We start from the raw sequence: 16,788 nt of genomic DNA, 5'->3' as shown, positions 1-16,788 counted from the left end.
GGGCAGCAAGCAAAGGGCCAGGATATGGGGCAGGCTAGACTTCAATGTCGCCCCCCGGCGCGCCAAGGGGTGTGAAGATGCAATCTGGCGCGGCAGGGGCTGTCGAGGCCAGGAAGGTGAAGCAATTGGCCTGCGGTTCCTGGTACTGGGCGCAAGAGGCCAAAACGACGAGCGTGGCAATGAGCAACAAAATGCGTATCATGAGAGTCTCCAGAAGTCCGGGCGGTCGCGGTAATCGACGCCAACGAGGGCCTCGCCTTTCTCCATGCCGCCGAGGATAGTGAGATTGGGTCCGAGGGCGCTCAGATCGGCGTCAACGACGATAGAGCCCTGGTCATCGCGGATAAGCGCAAGGCGGCTGTCGCTGCCGGTGTTGAGAAGCACATCGAGTTCCTTCTCGTAGAGGTTCAGCATCGCGTAATCGGACGCATGGGCGCGGATGTTCGGAAGGAGGATTTGCGTCGGAACCGCCTCGACGATGGTCTTGCCGGTTCGGGTGCGTTCCAATTGGCTGGCGTATTGCGTCATCATCACCGCGACGGTGTTCTGCTTGCGCGCGGTCACGAGCCAGTTCGACAGCCGCTCGGCGAAATACGCGTTGTCGAGCGCCTTCCAGGCCTCGTCGATCACGATGATCGTGGGGCGGCGATCCTCGATCTCGCGCTCGACCCGGCGGAAGAGATAGGAGAGCACGGCCATGCGTTCTTTCTCGGCCTCACTGTCGAGAATGCCGGTCAGATCTAAACCCACCACATCGCCTTCAAGCGAGAAGGTGTCTTCCAGCGTCTGTCCGAAGATCCAGCCGTAGCGGCCCTCTTCGGTCCATTCGAGAAGACGCTGGTGCAGATCGCCGCCATCGTCGGTGGACACGAACAGTGACGCGAAATCCCGCCAGTTGCGCAAGCCGGGGTTTGTGGCTTGTGCGTTCTGACGCACGACTTCCTGGATGCGGTTGGTCTGGGCAGGCGTGAGCGGCTTGTCAGCACGGTAGAGCAGGGTGGCAAGCCAGTCCGAGAGCCAAGCCGTGCCGCGCGCATCGGTCTCGGTCCAGAGCGGGTTGAGGCCGGTGGGTTGACCAGCTTTCAAAGACGCGTAGCGCCCGCCATTGGCGCGGACCGCCATCTCCATACCGAGACGATAATCGAAGACGAAGATCCGCGCCCCTGCTCGATGGGCCTGTGTCATGAGAAAGGCTGAGAGGACCGATTTACCCGACCCGGGCCGACCCATAATCAGGGTATGCCCGCTGGTCGGTTCTTTCTCGGGGCTGCCTTGCTCGTGATAGGAAAACCGGTATGCGCTCTGCTCAGGCGTGGGCAGGTAGGTGATGACCTGACCCCAGGGCGTTTTCTTAGCAGGCTTGCCAAGCTGCGTCCGATGAAACGCCGCGAGATCCGCGAAGTTGCGATTGGTGATCGCGCTGGCGCGCACGCGCTTGGGCTGGTTGCCGGGATGCTGGCTGAGGTAGTGGGCTTTGGCCGCGACCCGTTCACCGATCATCTTCACGCCTTCGGCGGCGGCCGCGTTGACGATTTCCGCGCTGAGTGTCTGCAATTCGTCCAGCGTGTCACAGAAGATCGTCACGACCATGTGGTGCTCGCCAAAGCTCTGGCGCTTGGCCTCGAGATCATCGGCGGCGATATCAAGCGCTTCCATGAGCGACAGCGCCGCGTCCTGGCTGGCCTGCATTTGGCGCTTTTGCCGCTTGATCCGACCCGCCATAAGGTTCGAATTGATCGGTGTGAAGGAATGGGTGACGATCATGTCGACCGGCAGGTTCAGCATGTCGAACATGGTGCAGGAGGTCGCCTCTGAGTATTCCCCGATGGTGAAGCTCTTGCCGTAGCGATGGCCGACGACGCCTTCGGAGAGCTCAAAGTGATCCCCTTGAAACGTCACGCGGGTGTTGGCGACGTTGAAGGACAGAAAGCCATAAGTATTGGCCGGGTACAGCGGCAGTTCCTGACCAGTGTTGAGGGCCCCCAGAAAGCCGATGAGTTCGCCGCTTTCGGCCGTTAGGACGCGCGGGTTCAACTCCGTCAGGCCGGACAGGAACACAGTCACAGCTTCGCCTAGACGACGCAAACGCCTCTCGGTTGCTTCCTTCAGTCGGTTCGGCGCGCCGTGGTTCAGGAAGGGCAGGACGCTTTTCGGGGGCGGTCGGTGAATGACGGTGAGCGTCAAGGTCTTGTCGCGCAGACCGCTGGTTTTGAGTTTTGAGCGCCAGAGCCGATCCACCTCTCCCGCGAAACTGTCCTCGCGCACGGGCTCGAGGTCCGGCGTGATCGCCTTCGAGACCTTGTGGACATAGTAGCTGAACTCCGGCCCTAGTCTCACCGCGCTATCACCTTCATCCAACTAACAGTCCCGAAAAAGACGTCCCATTCCCGGCAAAACTCGCAATCTAGAATTGACGCTTTACTCGTTTTGAGATCGCCGCTCTTTGCGATTGGTCCAATAACACCTGCAACTACTATTTGCTGCGAGGCAAACTCTGAAGTGATTGAAATCTAAATATATAATCGGCCCATTCCTTTTCCTGTGCAGCAGAGCCGCTAGCTACTGGCTCGCAACAAGGATGCGAGTGTTGACAAAATATCCATAACGTATATTGAGCTATAGATCAACATGGAGGAACCGATGAATTTTACACGTTTTGCATCTGCGGCGGCGATAGCCGCGTGTCTTTCTGCGCCGGCAAGCTTGGCTTCTGCACAAGAAGCATGGGACATGGCTCTTGCCTACTCCGCTTCCAACTATCATTCACAAAACGCTCAACTCTTCGCCGACCTCGTGGAAGAGAAGACCGATGGGGCGCTGACCATTACGACCCACCCGAGTGGATCGCTTTACAAGGGCAATGAGATTTTCCGCGCCGTACGCACCAACCAGATTGCCATTGGTGAGCGGTTCATGTCTGCATTGGGAAATGAAAATCCGGTGCTTGAGGTCGATGCGATTCCATTCCTCGCCACCTCATTTGAGGACGCACGATCCTTATACGAAGCATCGAGGCCGACCGTTGAAGCCGCGCTCGAAGACATGGGCGTAAAGCTTCTCTATGCCGTACCGTGGCCGCCGCAGGGTCTCTATTCAGCGGACCCGATCAATTCGGCGGATGATCTCAACGGCGCTCGGTTCCGAGCAACCAATCAAATGACGACACGCCTCGCTGAACTGATGGGTGCTCAGCCGACGAAGATCGAAGCCGCTGAAATGTCGAATGCTTTCGCGACCGGCGTTGTAAATAGCATGATGACATCCGCGGCAACCGGCGTTGACCGTTCAATGTGGGAGTACATCCCAGTCTTCACCGACGTCCAAGCGGCCATCCCGAAGAACGTCGTCGTGGTCAATCTTGAGGTTTGGAACAATCTTTCATCTGATGTGCAGGCGGCAGTGGAAGAGGCCGCCGCTGAGGCCGAAAGGAACGGCTGGAGACTTGCAACTGAACTCGCGGAATCTGCCAAGAGCACACTCTCGGAAAACGGCATGACGGTAGCGCAGCCGTCCGAAGAGCTCTCTGCCGCGCTTCCCGAATTTGGTACACAGCTGACCCAAGAATGGCTGGAGCGTGCGGGCGAAAACGGCACCGCTATCATTGACGCGTACCGCAACTAAATACCGTTGGGGGGGCGCTAAGCCCCCCCTCACAACAAGGGGGGGCGTCCTTGACCAGACTGGTAGAAATCTTTGATCGACTCTTCAATCCAATCTATCGATTGATGGGCTATGTTGCAGCCGTTTTCTTACTTGCTATCGCCATCTTGGTGCTGGTTAGCATCGGCTCGCGCGCGTTGCAGATCTACATTCCAGGTCTGAACGTATATGCTGGGTTCTGCATGGCTGCAGCTACATTTTTCGCGCTGGCATCAACATTTGCCGATGAGAAACATATACGGGTTTCTCTCTTCCTAAGCCTTGCAAGTCCCAGAGTCCGATACGGGTTAGAACTCTGGTGCCTAGCTGCGGCAACGGTCATTGCAACATGGGCAACCCTGTCTTTTTCGAAGATGACACTGTTGTCATACGAGTTTGGAGAGAAGAGCCAAAGCATTGACGCCACCCCGCTTTGGGTCCCGCAATCATCGCTCGTTGTCGGTAGCGCCGTTTTTGCTCTGGCCTGCTTTCACGGACTTCTTCGTTCCGTCGCTCAAGGGCCATCAGCTTCGGTAGGTGAACTGGTCGACGATCCAATAGAATAGGTTGTAGTAATGGAGTCTCTTCTCCTCATCATCGTTGTGCTCGTCATACTGCTTTCGCTCCTTGGAAGCGGTCTTTGGGTTGGTCTTGCGCTCGCGGGCACAGCGGGAATAACTCTTGAAATTTTCACGTCACGTCCAGTTGGCGATGCTCTGGCAACGACCGTTTGGAGCTCCGCATCATCATGGACACTCACAGCGCTGCCAATGTTCATCTGGATGGGCGAAATCCTTTTCCGCACAAATATCTCAAAGAACCTCTTCTCCGGCTTGAGCCCTTGGGTTGGGCGGCTTCCCGGCGGCCTGTTGCATGTCAACATTCTGGGCTGTGCGGTCTTCTCCGCAATTTCCGGATCGTCGGCAGCCACAGTTGCGACCGTCGGCAAAATGTCGATCCCGGAACTGCGACAAAGGAAATATCCAGAGAAGATGATCCTTGGAACGCTTGCAGGCGCCGGTACACTCGGGTTGCTCATGCCGCCATCGATTATCCTCATTATCTACGGCGTCACCGTGAATGAATCCATCACGAAGCTCTTTATGGCAGGCATTCTTCCAGCCATTCTTCTGTCGTGCCTATTCATGGGTTATCTGGCGGTTTGGAGCCTCATTAATCGCAGCGAGTTCGACGATACTGACGCGGACAAAAAAGGCATTTCCAAGCTTCGTGGTCTCTCCGAACTGTCGCCAGCCATTGGTCTTATCGTTTTTGTTTTGGGGTCAATCTATCTAGGTTGGGCGACAGCAACAGAGGCTGCCGTTCTAGGAGTCGTAGGAGCCTTGCTGATCTCGCTCACGCAGAGAACTTTGACACGCGAGTCCTTCATGACTTCGCTTGTCAGTGCTGCCCAAACGTCATGCATGATTGCGTTGATACTCGCCGGTTCCGCCGTCCTTTCGCTGGCGATGGGCTTCACTGGGCTACCGAGGGCACTCGCTGAGTTGATCGAGGCGTGGTCTTTATCGCCGCTCGCGCTGATCCTGGTATTGACGCTTTTCTATGTCGTCCTGGGTTGTTTCCTCGACGGTATTTCCACGGTCGTCCTGACGATGGCAATTATCGAGCCGATGGTCAGAATAGCAGGCATCGACATGATCTGGTTCGGCATCTTTATCGTACTCGTCGTCGAGATGGCTCAGATCACGCCGCCAATCGGGTTCAATCTGTTCGTCCTACAGGGTCTGGCTTCACGCGATATTGGATTTATTTCGAAGGCTGCGGTGCCAATGTTCTTCATGATGGTGTTGGCCCTCGCTTTAGTGATTGCCTTCCCCAACATTGCGACTTGGCTGCCCGAGGTGATGGCCGGGCAGCGGTAAATGATGTACCCAAGTGAACTAATAGTCATCCGGCCCTAGCTACAAGCGTTAAGAATTGAGGAAACTATGAACGAAATTACACCTTCTTCGCGTGATCAGGTTGCACAGAAGATCATACGTAAGCCGTCTCAGACGGACGAAGCGGTCGACCTCATTCGTTCGAAGATCATTGACCTGACTCTTCCCCAAGGCAGCCGCATCGACGAACGTATGCTCGTAGAACAGTTCAAACTCGGTAGGACGCCGGCGCGTGAAGCCATCAACAGGCTTCAAGCCGAAGGTCTCGTGACGATTATCCCAGACCGTGGTGGTAAATTCGTTCGAGACCTCGACTTGCAGGAGGTTGGCGAGATCATGATGGCACATCAAGTGGCGGAGACGATGCTTGCGTCGCTTTGCAACTTTAGCTCGGCACGTCTGCTCGCCGATCTGCAACGCATCCAAGACGCCTACGAAGAAGCAGTAAAGGCCCGCAACTACCTGCTTATCACAGAGCTGAACGAGCGTTTTCACTTGCGCTTGTATGAGACGATCAACAACTCATTTCTGATGGATTTTGCCCAATCGACACATCGCCACGTCAGGCGTCTGTTGGTCATGATGTACAAACTTGAGGCCGGCATGCCCTCCGTTCATGACGAGCAATTCGATGCAAATATCGAGCAGCACCGCGCGATCATACATTCCGTTAAGATGAAAGATCAGGACGCATTGAAAGGGCAGCTGCCGAACCATGCCCTGCAAACTCAGTTCCGACTTTCGGCGTTCTATGAAAGCAATAGTGGTCGTGCGACCGGCGTCGATTTTTCTGGCCTGAACCGGGAAAATTGATGCCAGGTAGCCAGTGTAGGTGCTTGATCTACGAATAAATATATGTAATGGATATTTAAAATTAAAGGTGACAGAGATGACCGTGAAATCGCATTCCGAGCTGGCTGACGAAGTATCGAGGCTGATGCTGCCGACCGAAACGGTTGCTACTCCAGCATTTGTTATCGACGAAGCTGCTATGGCGCATAATCTGGATGCGACAGCGACTGCCGCTGGTGGCATTGATCGCTTGATGCCCCACGTAAAGACCCATCGAGCACCTTGGATATGCATTTGGATGTTGGGCCGCGGCGTGACAGCGTTTAAGGCAGCGACACCTCTTGAGGTGCGCATGTGCCTAGATGCAAAAGCTCCACGTGTTCTGTGGGCTTATCCAACGGCAAACGGAGCCAATATTGCCAAAGTCCTTGCCGCAGCCGAAAGCCATCCCGATAGCGAGGTGCAGGTTCTCTTTGACTGTGTGGAAGGTCTTGATGCCTGGGACTCGGCGCTGCAAGAGGCGACTGTCGATAACCTGTCGCTCGTCCTCGATCTTGATCCTGGCATGGGCAGGACGGGTGCGGATATCGAAGGCAATGCGTTTGACCTCGCCTCCGACGCGGCGCGGCGCACCAGGTTCAGCGGTTTTCACATCTACGATGGTCATATTCAGGACATTGAGCGAAGCGTCCGGATTCAGAAGAACGATGCAATCGTCACACGAGTCAAAGACCTGTTCGAGCGTGCGAAAGATGCTGGTTTGCCTACCCAGCTGACCGCAAGCGGCAGCTGGAGCTTTGACATTTGGCCAAAAGACGTTGCGGATTACGTCTCGCCCGGCAGTTTCATTTACTCGAGCGCGCAACACACCAAGGAGCTGCCCCACCTGGATTGGAAAATGGCCGCTTACGTCTTGTCCAGCGTTGTTTCCGCTAGGCCGGGAAGTGCCACACTGGACGCCGGATCGAAAGCGATCTCGCCTGACATGAGACTGAGCGAGCGTTTCTTCGGCCCTGGTGCGATCACGGCAATGAAAGAGGAGCACGCTGTCATTGAGACCGATGCACTGAATGTCGGACAGTTCGTACCACTAATCCCGCGCCATACCTGTACGACTGCCTATCTATTTCCCGAGGCTTTGGTCCGTCGATTGGACGGCACTTGGGAGACAATGCCGCAGCTTGGCAATCAGCGATGAGAGGCACGATGACGGGCGCGAACAGAAACATCGTTGAACTTGGTGGAAAGGCTTTCGAGCATGACATGGTCGATGCAGATGGCATCCGTTTTCACACCGTAAGTGGTGGTACCGGCTATCCCTTGCTGCTCATCGCCGGGTTTCCGCAGACGTGGTATGCGTGGCGTCGTATGATGCCGCTCTTGGCGGATAAGTATCGCGTGATCGCCATCGACCTCCCGGGTCAGGGCGAATCCGACAAGCCCATCGATGGGTATGACACCCGTACAACGGGCGACCGAATACACGCCCTAATGCGAGCACTTGGGCATTCGAAGTACAGCATCCTTGCCCACGACATCGGCGCATGGATTGCATACCCATATGTCGCGAAGCACCCAGCTGAAGTTGACCGCCTCGTGCTTCTGGACGCGAACATCCCAGGCGTGACACTCAGCAACACCATAACTGTTGGCCCTGACAACTGGAAAGCCTGGCATTTTCTGTTTCACCCAGTTGCAGATCTTCCTGAAACACTGTTGACTGGTCGCGAGCGTGAATACATCGAATGGTTCTTTCAGCGTAAGACGTACAATCCTGCTGGCACGTTTTCGCAGGCGGATATCGAGATTTACGCGGAGGCCTATCGGAAGCCCGGGAACTTGCGCGGGGCGCTGGCTTACTACCGGGCAGTGTTTGAGGACATTGAGCAAAACCGCGAACTGGCAAACAAGAAGATCAAAACGCCGATTCTGGCTTTGGGTGGCGATGTCGGTATGTCACCGGGCCTTCACGATGCGATGAAGCCGCTTGCAGAAAACCTTTCTGGCGGAATCATTGATGATTGTGGCCACTATATGCCCGAAGAACAGCCCGAGGAAATCGCGCGTCAGACGCTCGAATTTCTTCAGGGGGTCTAAATGAGTTCTGACACCATAGGGCCTTTGATTTCGCCGGCAGCTTTGCGTGGTTCTATTCGCTCTGGCGAGTATTCGGGGCTGAGCGGTGGTCTTGCAAGGGGCTTCGTGCAGTGCAATGTCGTCATCCTCCCTGAACGGTATGCCGCCGAATTCCTTGCCTTTTGTCAGTTGAACCCGAAGCCATGTCCACTTTTGGCTATGGGAACGCCCGGTGATCCTACGCTGCCAACTCTGGGCGACGACATCGACATCAGATCGGATGTCAGTGCTTATCGTGTGTTCGAGAATGGGGTGCCTACGGAAGAGGTTGCTGACATTGCCCATCTTTGGCGATCCGATTTTGTGACGTTCGCGCTCGGTTGCTCGTTTTCGTTTGAAGAAGCTTTGGAGGATGCTGGCCTCGATGTGCGGCATAACTCGCTGGGGCTGACAAATCCGATGTTCACGACCAATATCGAAACTGTGGCAGCCGGCCCGTTTCGAGGCGAGATGGTTGTAACGATGCGCCCCTTCACACCCGCTGGGGCCATTCGGGCCATACAGATTACAAGTCGATATCCAGGTGTGCACGGCGCACCAGTTCATTTCGGAGATCCCGCGGCGATTGGCATCACCGATCTCACTGAAGTCGAATTCGGCGGAGATGCGGTGCCTATTCATGATGGTGAGGTACCGGTGTTTTGGGCCTGCGGCGTCACCCCTCAAGTAGCGCTTGCCAATGCCAATCTGCCAATCTGCATCACACACAAGCCAGCGCATATGCTGGTGACCGACAAACGCAACGCCGAACTGGCGATACTATAGGAGGCGCGCGTGCCATCATCCGAAAACGTCTTCGGCAAAATCAAAAAAATTGGCCTGCCGATACCACCTTCTCCTGAGCCCAATGGACTTTACGACATGGTCACCGTTTCGGACGGGATCGCGATGACCAGCGGGCAGCTATCCCGATTAGACAACAGCGGAGCGCTCATCGCTGGGCGGATAAAGGAGGATGATACTTTGGACCGGGCCGCCGAGGCAGCTCAACTATGCTTCGTGCGTGGACTTGTAGCCTTGCATGATGCGCTCGGCGATCTCGAAAAGATCGACCGCATCCTGTTCATCCGTGGCTACTTCAACGCGGCAGAAGGCTTCGACCGGCACAGTGAAGTCCTCAACCATGTTTCACAACTGGCCATAGACATCTTTGGAGAGGTGAGGGGACGCCACAGTCGTTCAGCCCTTGGGGCAGGAAGTCTTCCCTCCAAAGGCTTGGCAGAAATCGAGCTGACCGTTCGTTTGCAAAACTAGCCCGCTACGACTTTCATTTATCCGTAGGAGACATATACATCATGGATACGAATGACGATGCCGCTACCCGTGCAGACGACGTCTGCATCGCGAAGATTGAAGCTCATGTCGGACGCACAATCCGCCGCGATATCTCCCGTCTTGTTGGCGCGGCGCAAGGCAACATTGAGAAGGCCGCTCAGTCGCTTTTTGACTGCGAACGACCGCATATCTGCATCGTCGCCGGGTTCTTCATCCGATATGCAGAGCCGCCGTCAGCCGAAACCGATGGGCTGATGGGAACGGCCCACCTCGCGACAGCTTTCTCAAAGCTCGGGTATCGCGTAACTGTCATTACGGATGCGCCATGCGCCAAAGCCATGTGGGCGACACTGACCGAAGTGCCATTTGCGATCCGGCTGGAAGTCGTCGGAGTGGACCGTAAGCAGGTCCTTGAACTCCGCAGCAGACTTCAATCTATGAAGAACCCGCCCACGCACTTTATCGCAATCGAGAGAGCATCACCCGGGTCTGACGGTAAGCCGCATCGCGAGCATGGTTGGGACATGTCGGAAGAATCCGCACCTCTTGATCTGCTTTTCCACGAGGACGGCTGGAAAGCGCCTTGGTTGACCATTGGAATCGGCGATGGCGGCAATGAGATCGGCATGGGATCGTTACCTGCCGAAATTGTAGAAAACGACATTCCGAACGGCGCGTTGATCGCTTCGACTACGCCCTGCGACTTCCTGATCGTGGCATCGGTTGCGAACTGGGGGGCCTACGCGCTGATTGGCGCGATGGCGCGTCTCGATAATCAGCTGAAAGAGGACCTTTTTGACCAGTTCACCGGGGAAATGGAAGAACGCTATCTGCGAGCAGCAGTAGAACTCGGTCAGGCCATTGACGACAGTCGGCTTGATCGGCCCGGCAAACCTCAAATGACTTGCGACCGCCTGCCATTGGCTGACCACGTCGCGATCATCGAAGAAATCCGCGAATTCGTGGATAGTGTTGGGCGCGAAGTAGCATGAATATGCCCACCGAATATCAAATGCGCTGCGGCCTTGGAGTAAATGCGCAGCTCGCCAATTTCATTGAGACGAAAGCACTCCCTGGCACTGGCGTCGAACTCAACCGCTTCTGGTCTGGTCTTGCCGCAATTCTTGCTGAGCTCGTGCCGGTCAACGAGCGCCTGCTAGAGCAAAGAACGACCCTGCAGATTGCAATCGACGACTGGTATCGCGAGGAGAACAACGACCCTTCCAACATCGTTGCTTTCGAAGCCTTCTTACGAGACATCGGATATTTGGCACCAGAAGGACCAACGTTTTCGATCGCAACTTCGGACGTCGATCCTGAGATCGCCACGACAGCCGGACCGCAGCTCGTTGTTCCCGTAAGCAATGCGCGTTTTGCATTGAACGCCGCGAACGCGCGTTGGGGATCACTATACGATGCGTTGTACGGAACTGACGCGATCCCAACCGACGGTTCTTTGTCTCCAGGTCTGGAATACAACGAACAGAGAGGCGCTGAGGTCATCCGCAAAAGTGCATCGTTTCTAGATTTGGCGATCCCGCTCACTGCCGGCACTCATGCCGCTGCTGTAGCATATGAGGTTTCGTCGAACGTGAAGGAGGTTTTGGTCAGACTTTCGGATGGCTCTGAGACAGGGCTTTCCAATCCATCCCAGTTCGCCGGCTATGTGCACGATAGCGATCAGCGCAAAATACTCTTCCGCAACAACGGTCTTCACATCGAATGCCGGTTCGATCCTGCACACCCTATAGGGGCCCAAAGCCCTGCTGATCTCAGCGACATCATCCTTGAGGCCGCAGTCACGACGATCCAAGACTGCGAGGACTCTGTCGCCGCGGTCGACGCCGACGACAAGGTGCGCGTCTATGCAAACTGGCTTGGCCTGATGAAGGACGATCTTCAGGAGGTCTTCGAGAAAGATGGCGAAAGCATCACGCGGTGCCTTAAATCGGATCGCGAGTATGTCGGGGCTGACGGCAAGACATTCACGCTTCCGGGGCGGAGCTTGATGCTCGTCCGCAATGTCGGACTCTTGATGACGACGGATGCCCTGCTCGACGGAAATGGTAACGAGATCCCAGAAGGTATCCTCGACGCCATGATCACATCGATTTGCGCGATGCACGATCTAAAGAAGAACTCCGGCATGCAAAACTCCCGCAGCAAGAGCGTCTATATCGTCAAACCGAAGCTGCATGGCCCCGAAGAGGCGGCATTTACCAACACTCTGTTCGGGAGGGTGGAGGATGTGCTCGGACTTCCCCGCAACACGCTCAAGATCGGTGTGATGGATGAAGAGCGGCGAACGAGCTTGAACCTCAAGGAGTGCATTAGAGCAGTACGAAAACGTATCGTGTTCATCAATACCGGGTTCCTTGATCGAACGGGTGATGAAATCTACACGGTGATGCACGCTGATGGCGTCTTACCCAAGACGGACATGAAGTCGGCGACTTGGCTTTCTGCATATGAAAACAACAACGTTGACGTCGCCCTCGAGGCAGGCTTCGCCGGTCGCGCTCAGATCGGAAAAGGAATGTGGGCGAAACCAGATGCGATGGCGGAGATGCTCGAGAGCAAAGGCTCTCATCCTGATGCTGGAGCAAGTACGGCGTGGGTGCCTTCGCCAACGGCAGCTGTGCTTCATGCCATGCATTATCACGAGATCAATGTTCACTCCCGGCAGCAAGAGATCGCATCCCGCCAAGCTGGTGTGCCAGGCGATCTCCTTTCTCCTCCTCTGCTCGGCGAGCGTGTATTGTCTGCAGCCGAAATTGCCCGTGAGATCGACAACTCCTGCCAGTCCATCCTTGGCTATGTCGTTCGATGGGTCGATCAAGGCGTCGGATGCTCGAAGGTGCCGGATATCGACGACATCGGACTTATGGAGGACCGCGCCACACTGCGCATTTCATCGCAGGTCCTTGCGAACTGGTTGATGCACGGGATCTGTTCGCGTGAACAAGTCGAAGCATCATTCAAACGGATGGCCGCTGCTGTCGACGAACAGAACGCATCGGATCAAGCCTATCGCAACGTGGCACCTGACTTCGGCTCGTCTATCGCGTTCAAAACCGCGCTGGAGTTGGTCTTTGATGGGGCCGACCAACCCTCTGGTTATACCGAACCAATACTGCACCGGCGCCGCCGTGAAGCAAAATCCAAGAGAGAGAAAGTAACGTGTTGAATATCAATCGTATCGACTGCGACGAAGCCGCTAAACTGATCGAAGGTGCCAAAGAGAAGGCCCGCGAGATTGGCGTTCCAATGTGCATCGCCGTGACCGATGAAAGTGGCAGTCTTGTCGCGTTTCAGCGAATGGATGGCGGCAAGGTGACCTCTTCGACGATTGCAATCGATAAAGCCTTCACCGCAGCGGGTGCTAAAAAGGCGACGCACGAGTACGGAGAAGCAAGTCAGCCAGGAAGCCCCGCGTACGGAATAAACTCCACGATAGCCGGGCGGCTGGTCGTCGTCGGAGGCGGTTTACCTATCGTCGTCGATGGCGAGGTCGTCGGGGGTATCGGCGTGAGTTCTGGATCACCGCAACAAGACACACTCTGCGCCGAGGCCGGGATCCAGAGGCTCTTGGACGATTTAACCTAGAGCTCAAAAATGCGCTTCCATTTTTCTCGAGTTTTCGAAGGGATCGACAATTGACCACGACCAACATCAAGGGCGTCATTCCAGCCGTCCCAACACCCGTCTCTTCAAAGGGTGAACTTGACACAGGCCGATTAATTGAGTTCGGCTCCTCTCTTCTGGCCGAAGGCGCGAATGCGTTGAACATCACCGGAACCACTGGAGAGGCAACTTCGCTTTCCAGGGAGCAGCGGCACCAGATTATTTCTGATCTGGGGAAGAGCAGCATCGACAAAAGCAGGCTCATGGTTGGGACCGGTGCTGCGGCGGTCGTAGACGCGGTGGCGCTGTCACGCACAGCTGCAGATAATGGCTTTGCAGCAGCACTTCTCCTCCCGCCATTTTACTTCAAAGATCCGTCTTTCGATGGCTTGCTGCGCTACTTCGGGGCGGTAGTAGAAGGGACCGCTACAACAGCGATCCCAATCTATCTCTACAATTTCCCAGCACTTTCCGGGGTGCCATTTACACCAGATCTCGTTTCCGCCCTTGTCGATCGATTTGGAGACCGAATAGCGGGCTTGAAGGACTCGTCAGGCGACTTGGATTACGCCGCTGCGATTGCCCAACAATTCCGTAGCCTTCGTGTTTTTCCGTCGAACGAAGGCACTTTGATGGAGGCGAGAGCGGGAGAATTTGCTGGAACTATTTCGGCGACGGCAAACTTGTCTGTGCAGTCCTGTGCATCGGCCTTTCAAGATGGTGATAAAGCCGAACTTGAAAAAGCTTCCTCTATTCGATCTGTTGTTGCGAAGGGCCCGTTGGTTCCGAGGATCAAAGCATTAATTGCCGAGCGGTTGAATGACTCAACATGGGCCAACGTGCTTCCACCCTATAGACGACTCTCGGCACAAGAAGCCGACTTGCTTCATGCAGAAGTGAAAAGCGGTCTGGGATGAAACACAAGCTCCAGGAGTGTTCAACTGACCGCTACCTAGACGGTTTGTGTTTTTGGAAGGCTGCGGCTGTTTGCATCTCTTCAGAATACTTGCGCCACCTCTAGCATCATGATGCTCTGACTCTCATGACCGCCACTGCTACAATATATCTGAATGCATGCAGCCATGGCTTGCCCGATCGAGCTTGTGCCGAAGCGATTGCCCGACAAGCTCGAAATTCCTTAGGTCGAAGGGATGAGGAAGTTACTCTCCGAGAGAATGCACGCCGGGCCTGTGCTGCTTTCCTTAACTCAGCGGCACCATCGCTAGCTATGGGAAACGGGACATTCCAGCTTCGGGCCTCTGCGATGGACCGGTTGCCGCCACGCTCTGGACGTATCTTGGTCGCAGAGCACGAATGGGGAGACAACGTCCGCTGGCTGCGTCGATTGTCTGCTAAAAGTGGTATGACAATCGATGTCATTAGGGGAAAGAGAGGCGCTCCACCGGATGTTTCGGCGTGGGCTGCGCGGATGGACGAAGATGTACGCGCGCTGTGCCTACCGCTTGTAACTTCCATCGACGGCCTTTGCTATCCTGCTCAAGAGATTGCATCGATCGCTAGACCCAAGGATGCTCTCGTTGTGCTTGATGTAGCACAAGCCTTGGGCCGGGTATCTATCGTGCCGGACGATATGAACTGTGACGTAGTCGTTGGAACTGCGCGCAAGTGGCTCCGTGCGCCACGGCAGACGGCAATGATGTGGTTGTCGACCCGCGCCGAACGCATGTTGGGATGCGATGCCCGTACTCTTGAACCTTTTGACCTGAACCTCGCACTGCTCGCCGGACTTTCGCGGGCATTGGAACTTTCGTCGGACGTCATTACGATCGCGGACCGGGTCAGTCAGCTAGATAATCAACTCCGCGACGGCCTGAATGGCGCCAAGATGATCAAGTTGAGTTCAGTTGGCTATGTCGGCACTGTCACCTGCCTTGTCCGCGCCGCGGCCAAGCCTGTCTTGGAAAAGAAGTTGCGCGCTGAGGGTATCATTGTGAAATGGTGCGATGCGGAATGGGATGAGCCGCTCGCAAATCACGGCAAAAGCAGTGAGCGACTTAGAATGTCGCCTCACATCTACAATTCACCGGCCGATATTGAGTCCGCGGTGAATGCAATCTGTACTGCGTGATAATCGTTCATCAAAACAAGAGCGAAGCGTCGTCATCACTTAGCGTGCAAACAGAAAAACAGCAAAGTGTTACATAATAAACCCTATACGTCTTCATTAGATTTAGCATAAGACAGATTATACGTCATCATGTTGTAGCTGGGTGGATTCACAAACGAAGTACGAATTCTGTATTAAAACAGAGCTTTGCATGGAGTATGAAGAATGGGAACCCACTACTCTCACCTGAGACTGGAAGAACGGCGCAAGTTAGCAAAGTGGCTTGAGGCTAAAATGCCAATTGCTGAGATTGCGGATCGCTTAGGCCGAGATGCCTCGACAATCTACCGCGATATCAAACGGAACTGGTACACGGACACCGAACTGCCGGAGCTGAATGGCTATCACGCTGTCGTTGCTCAGGGCAAATACGAGAAACGTCGCGCCATCCACCGCAAGATGGTTGTGCATCCTGAGCTGAAGGCTGCTATTGAGGACAGGCTCAAAGCCGGATGGTCGCCCGAACAGATCGCAGGCCGGATGCAGCTCGAACATCATCCGATCCGCGTGAGCCATGAGACGATCTACCGGTTTGCCTATTCCAAGGACGGTCGCGACGAGCAGTTCTATCGTCACCTCCCCAAGCATCGCAGACGCCGCAGGCCACGCGGCTACCGCAGGCACAGCCGGACCCATATCTTCGACGTTCAAAGCCTGTCTCACAGGCCCGATTGCATCTCTGAACGTGCGGAGTTTGGCCACTGGGAGTGCGATCTGATGATGTTCCGCAAGGAGCATGGAAAGGTGAACGTCACGTCCCTGGTCGAACGCGTCAGCCGTTTCGCCGTGGTGATGCGTAACGAGGATCGCCAGTCCAAGCCCATCATGGAGGCACTGATCCAGGGTCTGGCTCCCCTGCCCGCCGACGCGCGCCAGTCGATCACGTTCGATCGCGGCACGGAGTTCTCGGCCTGGAAGCATCTCAAGGCCGGGATCGGCGCGGATGCGTGGTTTTGCGATCCACAAGCGCCTTACCAGAAAGGCACGGTCGAGAACACGAACAACAGGCTCAGGAAGTACCTCCCCAGATCAACCGAACCGACGGCGCTGACAAATCGATATTTGAGGTCGATTTGCCATCGCCTCAATTCAACCCCGCGCAAGTGCCTCGGCTACCGGACGCCAGCCGAAGTCTTCGAGACCAAGCTGATGGAAATACAGAACCGGTTGGAATAAAATAACATATCAGAAATTGCACTTCAGCGTGAGTTCACACAGAAAGTTAGAATGTCTCACATCTGCAAAGTAGAAGTGTCACACTTCCCTGTTGAAGCAGGATTGGAGTGTGGCCGT

15 protein-coding genes and 1 pseudogene are annotated in these 16,788 nt (G+C 55.4%); 14 read left to right on the top strand and 2 right to left on the bottom strand.

What is annotated here, in order from left to right:
• Positions 1–34: 34 nt before the first annotated feature.
• Together Q0859_RS18965 and Q0859_RS18960 are read right to left on the bottom strand one after the other, a co-directional pair.
• The gene (locus Q0859_RS18965) at positions 35–202 is read right to left on the bottom strand and encodes a hypothetical protein (protein WP_299154192.1); all 168 of its coding nucleotides are present in this window, start codon (positions 200–202) and stop codon (positions 35–37) included.
• A pseudogene (locus Q0859_RS18960) lies at positions 199–2,334 on the bottom strand (type IV secretion system protein B4); the annotation flags it as partial. The gene Q0859_RS18965 and the pseudogene Q0859_RS18960, both read right to left, overlap by 4 nt.
• Positions 2,335–2,640: 306 nt before the next feature.
• Between Q0859_RS18960 and Q0859_RS18955 the strand changes: the two are divergent.
• From Q0859_RS18955 to Q0859_RS18890, 14 genes are all read left to right on the top strand, one after another.
• Positions 2,641–3,621, top strand: coding sequence for a TRAP transporter substrate-binding protein (locus tag Q0859_RS18955; protein WP_299154190.1), 981 nt, complete (start codon positions 2,641–2,643; stop codon positions 3,619–3,621).
• Positions 3,622–3,671: 50 nt separating this feature from the next.
• Entirely contained in the window at positions 3,672–4,205 is a 534-nt protein-coding gene (locus Q0859_RS18950) for a TRAP transporter small permease (RefSeq protein ID WP_299154189.1), read from the top strand.
• A gap of 9 nt (positions 4,206–4,214) precedes the next feature.
• Positions 4,215–5,522: a TRAP transporter large permease subunit gene (locus tag Q0859_RS18945; RefSeq protein WP_299154187.1), complete on the top strand. Its 1,308-nt coding sequence runs from the start codon at positions 4,215–4,217 to the stop codon at positions 5,520–5,522.
• Between the two features lie 66 nt (positions 5,523–5,588).
• Entirely contained in the window at positions 5,589–6,353 is a 765-nt protein-coding gene (locus Q0859_RS18940; RefSeq protein WP_299154185.1) for a GntR family transcriptional regulator, read from the top strand.
• A gap of 76 nt (positions 6,354–6,429) precedes the next feature.
• On the top strand, positions 6,430–7,530 hold the full coding sequence (locus Q0859_RS18935) for an alanine racemase (RefSeq protein ID WP_299154183.1): 1,101 nt from the start codon (positions 6,430–6,432) through the stop codon (positions 7,528–7,530).
• Entirely contained in the window at positions 7,494–8,429 is a 936-nt protein-coding gene (locus Q0859_RS18930; RefSeq protein WP_299154181.1) for an alpha/beta hydrolase, read from the top strand. The genes Q0859_RS18935 and Q0859_RS18930 overlap by 37 nt, the downstream gene beginning before the upstream one ends.
• Positions 8,430–9,233 (top strand): putative hydro-lyase, encoded by an 804-nt coding sequence (locus Q0859_RS18925; protein ID WP_299154179.1) that lies wholly within the window; start codon positions 8,430–8,432, stop codon positions 9,231–9,233.
• Positions 9,234–9,242: 9 nt separating this feature from the next.
• Positions 9,243–9,722 carry a RidA family protein gene (locus tag Q0859_RS18920; protein WP_299154176.1) on the top strand — a complete coding sequence of 160 codons (480 nt, stop codon included), beginning with the start codon at positions 9,243–9,245 and terminating at the stop codon, positions 9,720–9,722.
• Positions 9,723–9,763: 41 nt separating this feature from the next.
• A complete protein-coding gene (locus Q0859_RS18915) occupies positions 9,764–10,735 on the top strand; it encodes a glutamate cyclase domain-containing protein (RefSeq protein ID WP_299154173.1) in 972 nt (323 codons plus the stop codon).
• 2 nt (positions 10,736–10,737) lie between these two features.
• Positions 10,738–12,930, top strand: a complete 2,193-nt coding sequence (locus tag Q0859_RS18910) for a malate synthase G (RefSeq protein WP_299154171.1) — start codon at positions 10,738–10,740, stop codon at positions 12,928–12,930.
• Entirely contained in the window at positions 12,924–13,349 is a 426-nt protein-coding gene (locus Q0859_RS18905) for a heme-binding protein (protein ID WP_299154169.1), read from the top strand. The genes Q0859_RS18910 and Q0859_RS18905 overlap by 7 nt, the downstream gene beginning before the upstream one ends.
• A gap of 50 nt (positions 13,350–13,399) precedes the next feature.
• Positions 13,400–14,284 (top strand): dihydrodipicolinate synthase family protein, encoded by an 885-nt coding sequence (locus tag Q0859_RS18900; RefSeq protein ID WP_299154166.1) that lies wholly within the window; start codon positions 13,400–13,402, stop codon positions 14,282–14,284.
• A 125-nt stretch (positions 14,285–14,409) separates the two neighbouring features.
• Complete coding sequence (locus Q0859_RS18895) at positions 14,410–15,456, top strand: aminotransferase class V-fold PLP-dependent enzyme (RefSeq protein ID WP_299154163.1); 1,047 nt, start codon at positions 14,410–14,412, stop codon at positions 15,454–15,456.
• Between the two features lie 204 nt (positions 15,457–15,660).
• Complete coding sequence (locus Q0859_RS18890; RefSeq protein WP_299154162.1) at positions 15,661–16,671, top strand: IS30 family transposase; 1,011 nt, start codon at positions 15,661–15,663, stop codon at positions 16,669–16,671.
• Positions 16,672–16,788: the final 117 nt, after the last annotated feature.

Origin of the sequence: uncultured Tateyamaria sp., from assembly GCF_947497045.1 — a bacterium.
GTDB lineage: Bacteria > Pseudomonadota > Alphaproteobacteria > Rhodobacterales > Rhodobacteraceae > Tateyamaria.
The sequence above is the reverse complement of the archived record's forward strand: the minus strand, read 5'-3'. Positions and strand labels throughout refer to the sequence as shown.